We start from the raw sequence: 19192 nt of genomic DNA, 5'->3' as shown, positions 1-19192 counted from the left end.
ATTAAATTTAAATTGTTCGCCTAGTTTGTTGTTAGAGAATTTGAACTATTTTTAGCCTAAAATTAACCAACCATGAAAGTATTTACCATTATAGTAGTACTGCTTACAGTACTCACAGCAGGCGCTCAAGAAAGACAGGTGCAAATTCTTAAAGAAATGAAACACCAGGCTGCCTGGGGACTTACTGATAAATGGTATCCTGTGGTTTTAGATACTGAGGATGGGGGCTATTTTACTACCATAACCTACGACTTTAAAGTAGGAGACAACCAAGATAAAATGATCGTAACCCAATCAAGGCATCTTTGGGTTACTTCTCAAGCAGCAATGCACTACAACGAAAGTCGTTATTTAAACTATGCTGAACATGGTTTTGACTTTTTAAAAACTAAAATGTGGGATGCAAACCATGGTGGGTTTTATGATCTTGTTGATAAAAAAGGGATTCCAATAGAAACAGAGAAACCTAAGAAAACAGCTTACGGAAATGCCTTTGCAATTTATGGACTCGCCGCTTATTATAAAGCTTCTGGAAATAAGCAGGCATTGGAACTGGCCAAAAAAACCTTCTATTGGCTTGAAGAGCACAGTCACGATAAATTGTATAAAGGTTATTATCAATCTCTTGAACTCGATGGTACGCCTATTAAAAGGGATGAAACCTTCGCATCTACTTCTGAGGTAGGGTATAAAGATCAAAATAGCAGTATTCATCTTTTGGAGGCTTTTACAGAATTATATCCTATTTGGCCGGATAAATTATTAAAACAGCGGTTGGAAGAACTTTTGATTTTAATTCGTGATACCATTGTTAATGAAGATCATTACATGAATTTGTTTTTTACTGAAAATTGGAATCCTGTTAGTTTTAAAGATACCTCTAGAGAAAGTATCAAAACCCATTACTATTTGGATCATGTTTCCTTTGGGCATGATGTAGAGACCGCTTATTTGATGTTGGAGGCCTCGGATGTCTTGGGTCGAGAAGATCATAAAATCACCCTAAAGGTAGCAAAACAAATGGTTGATCATTCTTTGGAAAATGGATGGGATACGGTACTTGGAGGATTATTTGATGGGGGATACTATTTTAGTGGAGAAGAGAAGCTGGAGATCGTAAACAGTGATAAAAATTGGTGGTCTCAAGCCGAAGCCTTAAATTCCCTACTTCTAATGCAGGCCCATTTCCCTAGTGATAAGCATAATTACCAGCAGCGGTTTGAAGAATTATGGACCTATGTAGATAATTATTTGCTTGATCATACCCATGGAGGATGGTATGAGTGGGGATTGGATCAAAGGCCAGAAAACCTCAAAGGTGATAAAGGTCATATTTGGAAAGCTACCTATCATCACTATAGAGCGCTATTAAACTGTATAAAGAGGCTGGAGTCTAATTAGAAGATTTTTTTAACTTTTAAAAGACGAATCTTAGAATTTTGATAATCCACGCCAAGTACTATCCTAATACAACATTGGAACCGTATGGATGGCTTACCCTGACTTTTCTGTGGTGACCTTAACTGATAATATGTGTTTTTATTTTTACAGGATTTGGTGAACTATTTGTCGTCAACAGGATGTTTGAACCAGGATCAAAACTTCCACTCAATAGATAAGTGACCCTATTTGCAAATAAAAAAGTATCTTCGTTATGGTAAAAGTTACGATTATAAATATAGAAACCACAAAATTAGAGTTGAAGCATCTCTTTTGCTGCAGACCCAGAAAGAAAGCTTGTTAGCGAAGCTTAAAAAGGTATTTGAAGAGGGTCAGATAGACTGGTGGAGCGAGATGACCAAAGGAGAGCAGGAAGAGATTAAAACGGGCTTAAAGCAGGCGGATAAAGGTGAATATGTTACCAGTGAGACCGTCATGAAACGGTTTGATAGATGGCATTAAAAATTGTTTGGACACTACAGGCCGAAAGAGGCCTTGATAAAGTCATTGAATATTTAGAAGAAGAATAGACGGTAATGGAAATTCTCAATCTTGAACTGAACCTAAAAGACCTCTTGAACCGAATTAGTAAATATCCGAAAATCTGCCCAGAAACTGGGAAATTTAAAAATCTCCATAAAGGATTGGTAGATAAAAATAACTACATTATCTACAGGATACAACCCCAAAAGGAACTAATCGAAATCATAAACTTTAGGGGGACAAGACAAGAACCGATAGAATAATCCCAACACAACAAAGAAGCTGATACGAAAACCGTACCTCAAGCTGTCTGTAGAGTCTCTAATTTTTTTCTTTAAACATAGTATCACTCGGAAATATAGAGATAGAGGAATTAATATTTTTTTAGTATTTCCCATTTAGCAAAAAAAGTTGGTTTTTTAATTCTGCTATACCTTAAGGTTAAGGAATTGTAAATCCCATCATGGCATTTTGAATAAAAGGTTAAATACATCAGTTTTCTGTATTGCTTACTACGTGTGACCTTCAATATCTGATATATCTAGGTATAAGAAGGTTTTTAAATGAAAGAAAAGGATTTCAAAGAAATATTAACTCATTACCTTAAGGGAAGATCTACTGGATCACAAAGAGATCATTTATCTGATTTTGAACATTATTTGCTGAGGGAAAACTCAAAAAGTGTATTTCAATCAAAGCAGCATAAAAAGCAACTGCAGAAAGATCTTCTAAAACGGATAAAAAAAGAAATACACCCCAAGAGATCTAATTGGATCAATATGGCTGCAGCTATCTTGATTGTTGTAGCACTAGGACTGACTTATTACCTATCTACTCCATTAAATCCTCCAATGGAGTATGTAGAAATATCCACGCACGAAAATCAGATAAAATCCATTCTACTGAGCGATAGTACTCATGTGGTTTTAAATCAAAATAGTTTGTTGAGGTTTCCAAAAAGCTTTACCGATGCGTCTCGAAATGTACTTTTAGATGGTGAGGCCTATTTTAAAGTCAGCTTTGATCGAAAACGACCATTTAATGTTTTTGCCGACAGTGTAGTTACTAAAGTTCTCGGTACTGAGTTTAATATCAGTACGCGCGATAAAAGAACTAGTGTAGCGCTAATAAAGGGTAGTGTGGTTGTTACGGGTCTTGGGAAATCCAAATTACTCAAACCCAAACAAAAAATCTCTATCGATTATATAACGGCTCAAGTAGAACAACAAACATTTGATCCACAACTGGAGATTTTTTGGATGGATCAACAACTTTCTTTTGACAATGTTGAGCTAGGGTCAATTGTAAAAATCTTAGAATCCAAATTTGGGAAAACCATAAGTATTTCGGATTCCTCTTTGTCGCAAATACCCATAACTGGAACCTTTAAAGGTAAAGGAATTACTTCCATTTTATTGTCAATTTCAAAAGCTGCTGACTTTTCGTTCAGAATCAATGATCAGGAGCAAATAATTATTTATAAATCAGACTAATTAACCTTAAAAAGATGAAACCGGAAATGAACAAAATCTAAACAAAAAAAGGATGCAAGAAAAAAAGGAAGTGCAGCCACACCTCCTTAGTGCTAAATCATCCGAAATTAAAAAAAGTAAACGCACTCAGTTTAATTAAGCATTATGATTAAAGCAATTCAAAAATATGAAAATAAATACATTTAATTATCCTAAAATAATTATGAGAATTTCCACATTCTATATCATAACCGTGTTGGGATTGCATAGTTTGTTTGCCTCTGAAATAAATGGACAAACACTTCAGAGCTCTACTGTTGAATTTGATAAATCCTTATACAAATTACAGGAGTTATTCAGGGTGATCGAAGATAAAACAACCTATAGTTTTGTGCTTTCCGAACCCTTACTCGAACTTGAATCAGAGGTGATTTTAAGTACGAAAGACCAAAACCTTTTACACTTACTGGAAAAAGTATCAAAGGAAAAACATCTGCGTTTCTACCGAATCAATGATTTAATTAGTGTATCGCGTCAAGACATCAGTGAAAAAGGAGTTTCAAATGTTATTCAGCAACGTGAAATTACTGGGTTAGTCGTGGATCAAGAAGGTGTTCCTCTTCCTGGGGCTACTATTCAAATAAACAATACAGCTACTGGTGTTGTTACGGATTTCAACGGTAATTTTACTGTAAATGCTTCTATTGGAGATAAGTTAAGTATAACCTATGTTGGTTTTCAACCACAATCTTTGGTTATTGGTCAGGATGATTTTTACAACATAGAGCTTAACCAAGATGTCTCTCAACTCGATGAGGTAGTGGTCACCGCATTAGGGATCAAAAGACAGGAAAAGAAACTTGGATTCTCCCAGGAAACGGTTAAATCCGAGGAGCTGGCGCAAACTGTTCCAGTAAACTGGTCTTCAGGCTTAAAGGGGAAAGTCGCAGGATTAAATATTGTATCTGCAGGATCAGGGCCGATTAATTCTCAGCAAATCATTTTGCGAGGTAACAGTTCTTTTGATCTAAGTGGTAATTATGCGTTGGTTGTGGTGGATGGTGTTCCTGTTAACACTGAAATGACAACCACAGGCTCAGGGTCCGCTTATATGGGAGAAGATTCTCCAATTGATTATGGGAATGGGATATCGGATATTAACCTTGATGACATTGAGAGTGTTTCTGTACTAAAGGGACCTGGTGCTGCAGCACTTTATGGCTCCAGAGCAGCAAATGGTGTACTTATGATTACCACAAAATCTGGAGCTAAAAGTACAGGTCTTGGTGTTACCATTAATTCCAGTACTTCTATTGATGTGATTCAGCGTTGGCCAGACTTTCAGTACAAATACGGACAAGGTAGTGGAAAATCTTTTGATCAAAACGGAGACCCTTATTATTCTTATCACTTGTCTGAAGATGGAAGCAATACAGGTTCTACCAGCAGTGCTTGGGGACCTGAATTCGCTGGGCAACATTATTATCAATACGATCCTTTAACACAGGGACAAGGATCGGAAAGAACTCTGTGGAAACCATATAAAGATAACAGAAAGGATTTTTGGCGTATGGGAATCACTAACATCAACAATATTTCAATTCAAGGTGGAGGGGAGCGCGGCTCTATGCGAGCCTCTATTGGGTATACCAAAAATGAATGGATTATGCCAAATACTGGGTTTGAACGAATTTCGGCATCCGTGAATTCAAATTATAAGGTTTCTGATCATATTGATTTGGGGGCTGTAATAAATTACACCAACAGAAGTAGTGATAACCTACCAAGTACAGGATATAATAATGGTTCAATAGCTTACTTTATGATCTTTCAAAATCCCAATATGGATCTAAACTGGCTCAGACCAATTTGGAAGGATGGTCAAGAGGATATTGAGCAAATTCGACCATTTAGTTCATATATTGATAACCCTTATTTGATCGCCTATGAATCCTTAAACACTCTAGAGAGCAATCAAATAGTTGGGAATATTAATGCTAAGATTCACTTTAGTGAAAACTTCAACTTGATGCTACGTAGCTCTTTGAATACCTATCATCAGGATCGAGAGATGAAACGACCATTTAGTATCAATAGGTACAGCGAAGGATATTACGGCACCCAGGATATATTTAAACAAGAAATCAACAACGACTTCTTATTAAATTACGATAAATCCATTTCAACTAATTTTCATTTGAGCGCCTCAGTTGGTGGAAATAACAGAACCGATAAGCGACGTTCTACCAATGCGTCAGTTACTGGATTAGTTGTCCCTGGGGTATATAAGCTTGCCAATGGAAAAAGTAGTCCATCTATAAGTACTGGTGACTATAATAAAACGGTCAATAGTTTATATGGTTTGATGACCTTATCTTATAAAAATCAGATATTTATTGATGTAACCGGTAGAAACGATTGGTCGAGCACCCTTCCAAAGGATAACTGGTCCTTTTTCTATCCATCGGTAAATACGAGTCTAATTTTATCGGATATTTTTAACCTTGACAGCCAAACACTCAACTTTTTAAAATACCGATTTTCTTATGCACAAGTTGGTAATGACACCGATCCATACCAAACCAGTAAATATTACAACAATAGTGATTTTGCCAGTTCAGCGACGGTACCTTCAACGTTGTATAATGCAGATTTAAAACCAGAAATTTCCACAAGTTACGAAACAGGTATAGAGGCAAGATTACTCAACAACAGATTGGCTCTTGATGCAACTTTATATCAAATCACCACTGATAACCAAGTCATACAGCTAGCACTGGATAGAAATACTGGTTATAGTTCAATGTTTGTTAATTCTGGTTCGGTCCAAAACCGAGGAGTGGAACTGACTCTTAAGGGTAAAATTATCGATAATTCTAATTTTTCTTGGAACTCCACTTTAAACTGGTCTAAGAATGAAGGTAGAGTATTTGAATTACCAGATGAGGTAGATAATGAGTTTATAATTGATCAAGGCGGAAGTGCTTATATGATTGCAAAAGTGGGTGGTTCCCCAACGGCCATTTATGGGTATGGTTTTGTACGCTCACCAGAGGGAGAAATTGTTTATGACCAAGCTGGATTACCAGCATACCCAGAATCTGGTGAATTTGAGCATATCGGAGATGCCATGCCTGATTGGAAGATGGGTTGGTATAATGAATTCAAATTTGGAAACTTCACCGCTGGGTTTACTTTCGATGGTCAGTACGGTGGGATAATTTACTCTCAATCACATCACAAAATGACTCAGCAAGGTAAACTCAAATCGACTTTTAAAGGTAGAGATACGGGTGTGATCGTAGGAGACGGCGTGGTGGATAACGGTGATGGCACCTTTTCTCCAAATACTACAGAGGCCATAACGCCAGACTGGTATAACCGTTATTACAGAAGGGCCAATGTGGAATCTAATTCTTTTGACGCCTCTTACATCAAACTAAGGGAAGTACGTCTACAGTACTCGTTACCAAAAAAATGGTTAAACAAAATGTTTTTACAAGGCGTGGATGTTGCGATATATGGTAGCAATCTTTTGACTATTTCGGATTTTCCGCTTTATGATCCGGAAACTGCTGCCTTAAATGGAAATCGAATAATGCCTGGAATTGAAATGGGACAGATGCCATCTCCAGCTACTTATGGAGTGAATGTAAAACTTAAATTGTAATTCAAATGAAAAAAATAGGTACTTTATTTATTATATTGTTGATTTTCTTTGCAGGAGGCTGCACTAATGATTTTGAGGAAATTAATGAGGATCCCAATAGGATTGCAGAAATTAGTCCGGCGACGTTATTAAATCCAATAATCTATGGATTAGCCTCTCATGGTGCGAACCGAAGCGATGCAATAACCTTTAACCTTATGCAGGTTTCTGTTCCTTTTCCCAGCGTTTCTGGTGGACTTCATCGCTATGATGTGAGTCTTGGAATTGGAAATTCATCATGGGATAATTACTATAAATGGCTTCAAAATATTAAAGAAATGCATGCTGCAGCGACTTTAAGAGAAGACAATAATTACACAGCTATTGCTCTTACCTTAAATGCTTACGCGTATGCAAACCTTACTGATTTATTTGGACCTGTTCCTATGAAGAAAGCTGTTAGCGCTGAAGAGGGCATACTGACTCCTAAATTTGATTCTCAAGAGGAGATTTACACCACTATCCTCTCGGATCTGGAAAAAGCTAACACCTTGTATGATTTGGATCAAGCTATGGTCTATGAGTCAGATATCCTTTTTGGGAATGATATTGAGCGGTGGAGAAAATTCACTAATTCTCTGCATATGCGTCTTTTGCTTCGAATTTCCAATAGATCAAATACCAATGCTTTTGCAAAGCTCAGTACAATGGTTCAAAATCCGACTAAATATCCTGTTTTTGAAAATACTGAAGAATCAGCTATCTTACAGGTTACTGGGATAACACCAAATGTTTCACCATGGGGAAGACCACAGGATTTTCGATTGAGTACAAAAATTTCCTCCTTCTTTTTGGATAATCTGAATCAGTGGGAAGATCCTAGAAGACCAATAATTGCCACACAGGCAAATATCGAGGATCAGACTATCGGGTACAAAGGAATTCCTAGCGCATACGCTGGAAATGAATCTCAGTTTACTTATAATGCGTCTACCTTTGAGATTAAACAAGTTGAAAATCCTATGAAAATTTATTTACTTCCTTTCTCTGAAGTAGCTTTTATCAAAGCAGAACTTGCTCAAAGAGGGTATATAGGGAACCCAGAATTACATTACACAAATGGTGTAAAGGCTGCTATGGAACAACTAGGAGCTGAATTGCCAGAAGGTTATTTTGATAATCCGCTGACCAACTACAACGGTAGCCTAGAACAAATAATGATTCAAAAATATTATGCATTGTACTTTGTGGATTATCAGCAGTGGTTTGAATACAGAAGAACTGGATTCCCCACACTACCTACCACAGAGGCCATGTTTAATGATGCTAAAATGCCTTCACGCTTGTTCTATCCAAGCGATCTGGCTATTGGAAATGCTCCTGGATACCGACAAGCTCTTGAGATGTTAGGAGGTAAGGACGATATCAATGTTAAGGTTTGGTGGGATACGGTTGATTAACTTAAAAATTTAAAACTATGCAATACAAGTCACTTTTGAGTCTGATATTAATTTTATCGACTGTGGGTCTGATCTCTGCCCAAGATATAGCTAAAGGCTATGTTTTTGAAGATCGAAATGCTAATGGTAAAAAGGAACGAAGGGAAAATGGAATCCCAGGAGTTTCGGTAACTAATGGAATAGATGTTGTCCAAACCGACCAGAATGGGAAATATGAGCTAACGGTGAGTAATGACGCTATAATCTCAGTTATTAAACCTTCGGGTTATTCAATTAATGTCAGTGATGATCAATTGGCTCAGTTTTATTATATCCATAAACCCCAAGGGTCTCCAGAGTCAGAGTTTAAAGGAGTGGCTCCTACAGGAAAATTACCCAGACAACTTAATTTTGGACTCAGTGCCACTGATGATACCGACGAATTTACAAGCTTGATCTTTGGTGATCCCCAGCCTTATAATTTGCAAGAGGTGGATTACTTTGCTAGAGGAATCGTCTCTGAACTTAAAAACACTGAAAATGTTGCTTTTGGGTTGAGTTTAGGTGATTTGGTAGGGGACGACCTTTCCTTGTTTAATCCATATATTTCCGCGGTAAAAGAAGTTGGGATACCATGGTTTAATGTTTTGGGAAATCATGATCTGAATTTTGATGCTAAGGAAGATCATTTATCGGATGAAACTTTTGAGGCTCATTTCGGACCAGCTAATTATGCATTTAATTATGGAAAGGTTCATTTTATCGTTCTAGACGATGTTTTATATCCAGATCCACGTGATGGAAAAGGATACTGGGGAGGATTTAGAGAAGACCAGTTGGAGTTTGTTAAAAATGATCTGAAATTTGTGCCAAAGGATCACTTAATTGTATTGGCATTTCATATTCCTATTAGTGAACCTGGGGGTGATTCATTCAAAGATAAGAGTCGTGAGGCATTGTTTGATTTATTAAAGGATTATCCGCATACCTTATCACTCTCAGCACATACCCACATTCAACGTCAAGATTTCATGGACCAGAATACGGGATGGAAACAAGTAAAGCCACATCATCACTATAATGTAGGAACAACCTCTGGAGATTGGTATTCTGGAACTTTGGATGAAAATGGAATCCCAATTTCGATTATGAGAGATGGTACTCCCAAAGGGTATGCATACATTCATTTTAAGGGCAATACTTATGAGGTAAATTATAAAGTGGCTGGAAAGGATGCAGAATATCAGATGAATATTTTCGCCCCTAAGGTTGTTGAAAAGGATAAGCGAACTAAGGCTGGGATTTATGTAAACTTTTTTATCGGAAGTGAAAATGACACACTAGAATACAGAATTGATAATGGTTCTTGGAAACCTATGAGATATGTGTTAGAACAGGATCCATCCTATGAGGCTCTAGTATATGAGCGAGACTTAAGTGAAACTCTTTTATCAGGAAGACGTTCCTCTAACCCAATTGTATCTAAACATCTTTGGAAAGGAGTGATTGATACAAAGTTACCTGTTGGAGAGCACAAAATTGAAATTCGAGCCACGGATATGTATGGGAATACTCATTCAGGTTCTAGCTCCTACCGAATAGATTCTTTTAATTAAGCGAAGGGTGAAAGATTTATATTTTGGATTGATTTAATGAATTGATTAAATGTGGTTTAAGCCCTGGTAGAGTATCAGGGCTTATTTGAAAACCAAATTTATTGATTACAAGCCTTTTTATTTGTACTAACATGGTGTCTGTTTAAAGGCTATTTCACAAAAATTTAATAGCATTGTATTTACATTTAATTAATACAACAAGGGTACATTGGCAAGATGATTATCAAGCCTGAAAATTCCACTTATGAATTAATGGAACGTATTAAGAGAAATGACTCTGAAGCGTTTGAAGAATTGTTTGAAAATTTATGGGAACCTTTGTATAGAAGAGCTAAGACCATTTTACTTGATGAAGATATTGCAAAGGATGTTGTCCAGGAAGTATGGGTGGATTTTTGGCAACGACGAGATGAAATTGTAAATGATAATATCGAAGCTTATCTTATGCAATCAACGCGATTTAGGGTATACAAAGAACTAAAAAGGAGCCCTTTAAAAAAAGATCATCTTACGTATTTGGATACTGTAGAATGCCACAGTTCTACTGATGATGTTGTGATATTTAACCAAACTGAGCAGATGATTCATCATTCGGTAGATCAGCTTCCCAATCGGTGTAAGCAAATTTTTAAAATGAGCCGTGAAGAGCAGCTTAGTAATGCTGAAATTGCCTCCCAGCTTAATATATCTAAAAGGACAGTTGAAACTCAAATATCTTTTGCAATTAAAAATCTCAAACTGCGTTTGAGCTCCTTTGTCTTTTGGATAATGTTCTGAGTTTTTCTAATGTTTTTAAATGGTAGTACCTCTAGTTTAAAAAGGCTAGATCTAGTGGGCATAAGATAGATGTTGAAATCACAGAGAATTTTATTGTATACAAATCTAAAGAATCGCATAGTTAGGAAGGAGCATTTATCGCATTTTTTTTGAGGTATTTACTTATTTCTCAAAACAAATCATTCCGTTTTGGGACTGTCATAAGCCATCCATCAAAAATTGATGAAATATCAAATGTAGTTAATGAAGATTACTCCGCTTATTTATATTTTATTTGCACAGATAGCCCAGTAGTCAATGTTTCAAGAGTAAAGAACCGTGTTGAAAAGGGAGGACATGAAGTTCTTGAAAATAAAATTGTTGATAGATACTTCAGGGCACTGAATAATTTACACTTGGCAATTGAACATTGTTATCGTGCCTATATTTTCGATGATTCTGGTAGAGCGCAAATACTTATTGCAGAAGTGGATAAAGGTGTTGTGTCAGATCAAGGCTAACACCCTGCCAAATTGGTTTCGAAAATATGCTTTGCCTCATTTATCAAAATAACTAAAAGGTCTAATTAATCTCCGAAGGTAATTTCCCATACGTGTCTTTAAAGATCTTTCTAAAGTATTTAGGGGTTTTAAATCCAACTTCAAAAGAAGCCTCTGAAATGGTATATCCTTTGTTTTTAATAAGGCTTACCGCTTTTTTTAATCTGACTTTACGAACAAATTCATTGATATTATTCCCCGTTAGAGCCTTTACCTTTCGATAGAGAGAGGTGCGACTCATTCCCATTTTCGAACAGACCTCTGCGATGGTATTTTCATTACCATCCATATAAAGGGTTAGGATAACCTGTTCTAGTTTAGTTAAAAATGCTTTTTCTATCTCTAAAACACTAGACTGATCGGACTGCGTTGAATTTTCTAATTCCGAACTAAAATAGGAGCGCAGTTGAATGCGGTTATTTATGAGGTTTTTAATTCTAGTTTTTAAAAGTCCTGGATTAAATGGTTTAGTGATATAGGAATCTGCCCCTTTTTCATAACCTTCATTAATTCCTTCACTATTTCCTCTTGCGGTAAGTAAGATTATTGGGATGTGTGAAGTGGTATTGGTGCTTTTAAGTTCTGCGCATAAATCAATACCACTTTTAATTGGCATCATCACATCGGAAATAATCAAATCAGGGACATATTTGTTGGCTTTATCAATTCCATCAGCTCCATTTTCTGCAAATATCAGATCGTAAGAACCACCTAATAAACTAGCCAAAAATTGTAGGATGTCTTTATTGTCATCAATTAAAAGAAGCAGTTCACGATCCTTCTCTCGTTTAATGATGGCATCCAAAGAGTTTCCTTCTTGGCGGGTCTCTATAGGATCCCAGCTTATGGGATCTGTTTTAGATTCAAGTTGGCTTTCTTTAATTGTAAGAGCATGGTTAGTAGCAGCTGTTTGCTCTAAAAAGACACCCTTAGGGAGTTGTAAAACAAATCTAGAACCTTTATTTTCTCTGCTACTTACTATAATATTGCCATGGTGTAATTCTGCAAATGATTTGGACAGCGCTAATCCGATACCAGCTCCATTTTTATTTACATCTCCTTTTCGCGACTGGTAGTGCCAGTTAAATATGTGAGGAAGATCCGCCTCTGGTATTCCCTTGCCCGTATCAGAAACCACAATGGAAATATTCTTATCGGTTTGTTCAATCTCCAAAGAAATACTTCCACCACGCATAGTATGTTTAAATGCGTTGGATAATAGATTGTGGATAATAATATCAATCTTTTCAATATCACACCATAGGTCAAGGGGTTTATCCAAGTTTTTACACTTGATTTCGATCCCTCTACTACGTGCAATAGGCTGGTAGTTTTCAATAAGAGTAGATAGGTGATTTGATAAGTTTATCTTGTGTATGGCGAGTTGATGCACCCCAACTTCAGACTTTCTAAATTCTAATAACTTTTTTATATTTTGATAAAGGGATTGGGCATTTCGTTTTATGGTTAGTAGATGTTCTCTGGCTTGTTTGTTTTGGTTTTGTTCCAATAATTCCTCCACAGGAGCCATGATAAGGCTTAATGGAGTTTTTAATTCATGAGAAAACCCTGTAAAGAAACGTATTCTTTCTAGGTTTAAATCCTGCTCCAATTGCCGCTGTTTCTTTTCAAAAACAAGTGAATTTTTTAAAACTAAGCGATCTGAGTAATATTTAAATGCTCCCCAGATGATTGTAATAAAGAGAATTCCGTAGATAAGATAGGCAGGTAGGGTTTTCCAAAATGGAGGATTCACCGTTATAGCCAATTCGTTACTTGTGACTTCTCCTGGATTAATAACACCTCTTACTACCAAATTATAAGATCCAGGGGGAAGCTTACTTAAATTAACCGAGTGATTGTTATTGACATTCACCCAGTGTTCTTGAAAACCTTCTAACTTATAGGAGTATGCTATATTGCGCGCATTGGGATATTTAAGAGTGCTGTAATCTATAGTGATCAGTGTCTGATCGTGATCCACATTGATGTGGTTAAGGTAAGGCAATGATGCTTTAATACCGCTGTTAGGATCATTAGGTGTGATCGCTGCTTTTTTATTAAAGATCTTTAGATTTTCAAACACCAACGGGTATTTTAAGGTAGTGTCCAAGATTTTCTCTGGGTGGATGATAAACAGCCCAGAATTCCCACCAAAATAAAGACTCTTGTCATCTAGTGTTAGAGCAGAGCCGCTATTAAAATCGCTATGGGAGATATCACCATAAGAGTTGAGGTTTTTAATTTCTTTTGTCTTTAGGTTGTAATAACTAATGCCTTTATAGGTACCTATCCAAAGTTCATGATCATTTCTAAAGGTCATACTGTTTATGGTGCTATTACTAAGGCCATCTTTTTCCGTAAAATTAAGTACCTCCGATGTGTCAGGGAAAAAGTGGAGCAGTCCTCCATAGGCTGTTCCTACCAGTAAGGAGCCATCAGAGGCCATTTCTAAGGAATAAATAATGTTACTAGTAAATCCTGGGGTATCACCATTGTTATATGATGTATACCTTAAAGTCCTTATATCGAAATGCACCAGGCCATTTCCATAGGTAGCCAGCCAAAGGTTTTTATCCTCATCCTCGACAATAGCTCTAATATCCATTTTACCCAAAGCAGCTATATACTTAAAGGTATCCTTTTTTTCATCGTACTTAAAAAGGCCTCCACGGTTGGTGCCTACCCATAAATCATCTGTGCTACTTTGAAAAATTACCCGCACATCGCTGCCATCAGAAACTGAGCCTTGAAGGTATTTCTTGGTGGTGCCAAGGGCAGGGTCCAAAAGATTTAATCCACCTCTATAGGTTCCTATCCACACTCTTTCCTGACGATCTTCAAGGACAGAAAGAATATAGTTGTTTGAGAGGGAAGAAGGATTCTGCTGTCGATGTTTAAAGTGCTTGTATTTTCCAGTAGAGGGGTTGTATAAATCCAAGCCACCGCCATCTGTTCCAATCCATATGGATCCATTATGGCTTTTAGCTAATGGACGAATACGGTTATGGCTTATAGAATAAGAGGCTGCATTTGGATCTCTTAATACTAGTTCAATGGGATTTCCGTACGGATTTACAAAATTTACACCAAGGCTGGTTCCAAGCCACATATTTCCTTTCTGGTCCTTATAGATGGTAGTAACTGTGCGGTTATAAACGCTACTTCCTGTATCATTTGGTAAAAACCATTTCATTGCCTTCTCATAATCTCCTTTTCGGTAGGCATCTAGATTTAAAATATTCAGGCCTCCATTACGAATACCGATCCACATATTACCCCAATTGTCCTGCTCAAAGGCTAATACTTCATTATCACTAAGCTTTGCAGCACTTTGCTCACCTGTGTTTATGTGTATTTGCTCTCCTTTTTCGGTGATTATATAGATACCGTTCTTTGTGCCAACCCATAGGTTGTCATCGCGATCTAAAAAAAGACAATTGATGTTTGAAGATCCGTTATCACCTTTAGAGCCTAGCTGAACTCGGACTACCTTTTTTGAATTGTAATCAATTTTATTTAGACCAGCATCAAAGGTAGCGGCCCAAATGGTGTTTTGATTAGAAACTACGATGCTTGAAAAGTTATTAGAAGAAACGCTGGATAAGACCTCAGGGTCGTAGGAGAGGAGCTGTTGCTTATTTGGATTATTAGGATCGTAGAATTGAAGACCTATACCATATATACCAAGGAGTAATTCGCCTTGTTTCCCAAAAGCCATACTACTTAAGTTGTTTCCAGAAAGGCCTTGGTCTGTATTTTTTAGGGAGAAAGTTTCTGTTTTAGGATTGTATATATTCAGTCCTCCTTCATTTACTATCAGCACATTTCCAGAGCTATCGATTTGTAGCTGGTGCACAAAGTTATGGGCTAAGGAGTTCTCGGGGTCATTTTCCCTATTATAGGTCGTAAACCTATTCCCATTATAACGGTTCAGGCCATCCACGGTAGAAATCCATATATATCCTAAGGAATCCTGAACGATATCGGTAATGTCATTGTTCGATAAACCTGATTCTATATTAAAGTGTTCGAATTTTAAATTTTTTGCAAGTTGATCCAATCCTCCCTTATTGTTTTGTGATAAAACTGGGATTTGTGTTAGCAATGTAACAATGGTTATAAGGGAACAAAATGCTTTAAAATTCATTTTTAATCTAATTCCAAAGAGGGTTTTGTGGTTATAAGTGTTGAAAAAACAACAAATATAAAAATATACTTACACATAGGCATTAGAAATATCGAATGACCATTTTATACCCTATAAATTGTCATTTTGTTACCGCCCTGATTGGGTTAAAATGCAGAAAATTGTAGGGTCCAAATGAAAACCACTAACATTTTTTGTTTTAGTGCAATCGATAGCAATAGACTTTTCATCTGGATCACTTTAAAGACTTTAAATCAATACAAACTTTCAAAAATCAAATCCTATGTCATAAAAAAAAACAAACAAGCGAAACGAACAATATAATATCAAATCTACTAATCTGAATTATTTGATTACAACTAACTAAAAGATCTAAAAGATGATTACAAAAAATAGTATTAAACGCAGCCATTTTTTATGCTGCGTTTTAATAGGGCTTTTACTATTGCAGCCTAGTGTCTATGCAAACGACCCAGTAGAGACTAACGAAAAGCTTAGTGAAGTTCAAGACTTCACTGTTAAAGGTCAGGTGAGCTCAAATACCGATGGTTTTCCGATTCCAGGAGCAACGATAAGAGAAAAAGGGACCACTAATGGCGCCGTAACTGATTTTGATGGAAATTATGAACTCACCCTTAGCAGCCAATCCGCTGTATTAGAGTTCTCTTATATCGGGTTTAAAACTCAGGAAATTAAAGTAAATGGACAATCCACTATCAATGCTGTTCTTTCTGAAGATGTTCAGGCACTTGATGAGGTGATTGTGGTTGGTTATGGTTCTAAAAAGAAACTAAACCTTACAGGGTCTGTAGGTTCTGTGACTTCGGAAACATTTGAATCAAGACCTGTTCAAAATGCCACTGAAATGCTACAAGGAACCATTGGAGGATTAAACATTTCTTCCTCTGGGGGAAGCCTTGAGAGTAACCCAAGTATCAATATTCGTGGGGTAGCCACAATTGGAGATGGTTCAACTGGAGCACCCTTAGTATTAATCGATGGAATGGAAGGGGATATCAATTCGGTGAACCCTCAGGATATCGAGAGTGTTTCGGTATTAAAAGATGCTGCGGCTTCTTCTATTTATGGATCTAGAGCACCTTTTGGAGTTATTTTAGTAACTACTAAAAAAGGGGTTTCTGGAAAGCCAACAGTGAGTTATAGCGTTAATACGAGAACATCGACGCCTATTAATATTCCAAATATGATGGACTCTTACACCTTCGCATTGTTCTTTAATGATGCTAATATGAATGGTGGAAACAGTCCGTTTTTCAATGATGCTAGGATGCAGCGTATCCGTGATTATCAGGCTGGAATTATTACCAATGAAATTGGGGTGAATCCAAATAACCCGAACCTTTGGGCAGATGGGTATGCAGAAGGACATGCGAACAATGACTGGTATGATGTGATTTATAAAAACCAAACCTTTTCTCAAGAGCACAACATTAGCGTTCGTGGAGGAGGGGAGAACATTACCTATTACCTTTCTGGAAACTATTTGGATCAAGATGGTTTAATGCGCTTTAATACCGATGAGTTCAGCCGTTATACTACCACAGCTAAGATTAATGCAAAAATATCTGATGTGTTCTCCGCCAATTACTCTGCACGTTTTATTAGAGAGGATTTTGGAAGACCTTCTAACTTGACAGATGGATTGTTTCAGGATCTTGCTAGACAAGGATGGCCAGTGCTTCCTGTATACGATCCTAATGGATTTTTGTATTCTTCACCATCACCTGCCCTTGGACTCAGGGATCGAGGACGTGATACCTCGCAGCGGGATTGGTTATATCAACAATTACAATTAGTAGTAAGACCAACAGATAATTGGGAGATTTTTGCTGAATTCAACTACCGTATCAACGATAACTTTAGACATTGGGATGTGCTTCAAACATTCAACCACGATGTAAACGGAAATCCTTATGTATACGAATCAAGTACTTCAGTTCATGAAGAGGCTAGTCGTGAGAACTACTTTAATACCAATATTTATTCGAAATATGCCTTGGATATAAAAGGTGGGCACGAATTGGATTTTATGGTTGGGATGCAATCCGAACTTACCAAAACGCGCGGGCTTTGGGGCGAACGTAGTGGAGTGATTGTTCCAGGTTCTCCTGTGTTGGATCTAACATCAGGTACGGATTACAACGGGAACATCGTTTCTCCTGGAGTTGGTGGTGATTATCAAAACTGGTCTACTCAAGGCTTCTTCGGGCGTTTTAACTATAACTATAAAGATCGTTATATGCTTGAGGCTAACTATCGTTATGATGGTACCTCTCGTTTTAGAAGTGAAAGACGTTGGAAAGGATTCCCATCCTTCTCCGCTGGTTGGAACATCGCCAAAGAAGAGTTTTGGGATGGCATATCAAGCACCATCAACAACTTTAAGTTAAGAGGTTCTTGGGGTGAGTTAGGAAACCAAAATACCTCAAATTGGTATCCAACGTATGTAACCATGCCTGTGGGTACCTCTAACGGAAACTGGCTTGTAAATGGTGCTAGACCAAATACCAGTAACGCGCCAGGGCTTGTAAGTCAGAGTCTTACTTGGGAGCGTGTTCAGAGCTGGAACTTAGGTCTTGATGTAAGTGCTTTTAATAATAGATTCACTGCTAGTTTAGATTATTTCAATCGTAAGACTTTAGATATGGTGGGCCCTGCACCTGAACTTCCTGTTATTTTAGGAACTGCAGTACCAAAGACAAATAATACAGATTTGGAAACTTATGGTTTTGAGTTAGCACTTTCTTGGAAGGATCGTTTAGAAAACGGCCTTGGATACCAGGTTCAGTTCTTGCTTTCTGATTCACAGACAGAAATCACAAGATTCCCCAACCCAACAGGTGCGATAGATACCTATCGAGCAGGTCAAATGATCGGAGAGATTTGGGGTTATCAGACTAATGGAATTGCTAAATCTGAGCAGCAAATGACGGATCACTTGGCATCGCTTCCTAATGGGGGACAGGATGCTCTGGGAAGCCAATGGGCTGCTGGAGATATCATGTACAGCGATCTTAATGGAGATGGTAAAATTGATTCAGGTTCTTCCACTATTGATGATGCGGGAGATCGTAAAATCATCGGAAATAGTGCAGCAAGATTCCCAATAGGGGTAACAGTGAGTGCGGATTATAAAGGATTTGATTTTAGAGCCTTTGTTCAAGGGGTATTAAAGCGTGATTACTACCAAGATAGTTATTACTTCTGGGGGGCATCTAGCCAAGGAATTTGGTGGTCCACTGGATTTACGGAACATGAGGATTACTTTAGACCCAATGAAGATCATCCGCTTGGACAAAACCTGGATTCGTATTACCCAAGGCCTGTGTTTAATGGAAAGAACCAACAGGCGCAAACTGCCTACCTGCAAGATGCTTCGTACATCCGACTTAAGAACGTTCAAATCGGGTATACGATTCCTTCTGAAATTGCGCAAAAGCTACAGATGAGCAGCATGCGTATTTACCTATCGGGAGAAAACCTAATGACATGGACAAAGTTATCTGACATCTTTGATCCTGAAACAATTGACGGCGGATATGGTGGAAATGTTTATCCATTATCTAGAACCCTATCTCTTGGATTAAACGTAAACTTCTAAATTGA

General features: G+C 37.3%; 10 protein-coding genes. 9 read left to right on the top strand and 1 reads right to left on the bottom strand.

Features of this window, described 5'->3' with window-relative positions:
• The first annotated feature begins 72 nt into the window (after positions 1–72).
• From I215_RS09290 to I215_RS09250, 8 genes are all read left to right on the top strand, one after another.
• Positions 73–1401, top strand: coding sequence for an AGE family epimerase/isomerase (locus tag I215_RS09290; protein WP_008991707.1), 1329 nt, complete (start codon positions 73–75; stop codon positions 1399–1401).
• 312 nt (positions 1402–1713) lie between these two features.
• Positions 1714–1902 (top strand): hypothetical protein, encoded by a 189-nt coding sequence (locus I215_RS09285; RefSeq protein WP_237738947.1) that lies wholly within the window; start codon positions 1714–1716, stop codon positions 1900–1902.
• Positions 1903–2486: 584 nt separating this feature from the next.
• Entirely contained in the window at positions 2487–3416 is a 930-nt protein-coding gene (locus I215_RS09275; protein WP_008991704.1) for a FecR family protein, read from the top strand.
• A 202-nt stretch (positions 3417–3618) separates the two neighbouring features.
• The gene (locus tag I215_RS09270; RefSeq protein WP_156800250.1) at positions 3619–7065 is read left to right on the top strand and encodes a SusC/RagA family TonB-linked outer membrane protein; all 3447 of its coding nucleotides are present in this window, start codon (positions 3619–3621) and stop codon (positions 7063–7065) included.
• Between the two features lie 5 nt (positions 7066–7070).
• Positions 7071–8504 (top strand): SusD/RagB family nutrient-binding outer membrane lipoprotein, encoded by a 1434-nt coding sequence (locus I215_RS09265; protein ID WP_008991702.1) that lies wholly within the window; start codon positions 7071–7073, stop codon positions 8502–8504.
• A gap of 17 nt (positions 8505–8521) precedes the next feature.
• On the top strand, positions 8522–10099 hold the full coding sequence (locus I215_RS09260; protein WP_008991701.1) for a calcineurin-like phosphoesterase C-terminal domain-containing protein: 1578 nt from the start codon (positions 8522–8524) through the stop codon (positions 10097–10099).
• A gap of 252 nt (positions 10100–10351) precedes the next feature.
• Positions 10352–10876, top strand: coding sequence for an RNA polymerase sigma-70 factor (locus I215_RS09255; protein ID WP_237738946.1), 525 nt, complete (start codon positions 10352–10354; stop codon positions 10874–10876).
• 149 nt (positions 10877–11025) lie between these two features.
• Entirely contained in the window at positions 11026–11376 is a 351-nt protein-coding gene (locus tag I215_RS09250; RefSeq protein WP_008991699.1) for a hypothetical protein, read from the top strand.
• 61 nt (positions 11377–11437) lie between these two features.
• Here I215_RS09250 and I215_RS09245 read toward each other — a convergent pair whose 3' ends face one another.
• Complete coding sequence (locus tag I215_RS09245) at positions 11438–15565, bottom strand: hybrid sensor histidine kinase/response regulator (RefSeq protein ID WP_008991698.1); 4128 nt, start codon at positions 15563–15565, stop codon at positions 11438–11440.
• 379 nt (positions 15566–15944) lie between these two features.
• Between I215_RS09245 and I215_RS09240 the strand changes: the two genes are divergently transcribed.
• On the top strand, positions 15945–19187 hold the full coding sequence (locus I215_RS09240) for a SusC/RagA family TonB-linked outer membrane protein (protein WP_051009181.1): 3243 nt from the start codon (positions 15945–15947) through the stop codon (positions 19185–19187).
• Positions 19188–19192 lie beyond the last annotated feature (5 nt).

The sequence above is a fragment of the Galbibacter marinus genome, assembly GCF_000300875.1.
GTDB lineage: Bacteria > Bacteroidota > Bacteroidia > Flavobacteriales > Flavobacteriaceae > Galbibacter > Galbibacter marinus.
Note: the sequence above shows the minus strand (reverse complement) of the source record. Positions and strands in the feature narration are given on the sequence as shown.

What these genes read in the sequence shown, in the direction of transcription:
- I215_RS09270 (WP_156800250.1), top strand. Translation starts at nt 3,619, where the DNA reads ATGAGAATTTCCACATTCTATATCATAACCGTGTTGGGATTGCATAGT.
- I215_RS09275 (WP_008991704.1), top strand. Translation starts at nt 2,487, where the DNA reads ATGAAAGAAAAGGATTTCAAAGAAATATTAACTCATTACCTTAAGGGA.
- I215_RS09265 (WP_008991702.1), top strand. Translation starts at nt 7,071, where the DNA reads ATGAAAAAAATAGGTACTTTATTTATTATATTGTTGATTTTCTTTGCA.
- I215_RS09245 (WP_008991698.1), bottom strand. Translation starts at nt 15,565, where the DNA reads ATGAATTTTAAAGCATTTTGTTCCCTTATAACCATTGTTACATTGCTA.
- I215_RS09260 (WP_008991701.1), top strand. Translation starts at nt 8,522, where the DNA reads ATGCAATACAAGTCACTTTTGAGTCTGATATTAATTTTATCGACTGTG.
- I215_RS09255 (WP_237738946.1), top strand. Translation starts at nt 10,352, where the DNA reads ATGGAACGTATTAAGAGAAATGACTCTGAAGCGTTTGAAGAATTGTTT.
- I215_RS09290 (WP_008991707.1), top strand. Translation starts at nt 73, where the DNA reads ATGAAAGTATTTACCATTATAGTAGTACTGCTTACAGTACTCACAGCA.
- I215_RS09240 (WP_051009181.1), top strand. Translation starts at nt 15,945, where the DNA reads ATGATTACAAAAAATAGTATTAAACGCAGCCATTTTTTATGCTGCGTT.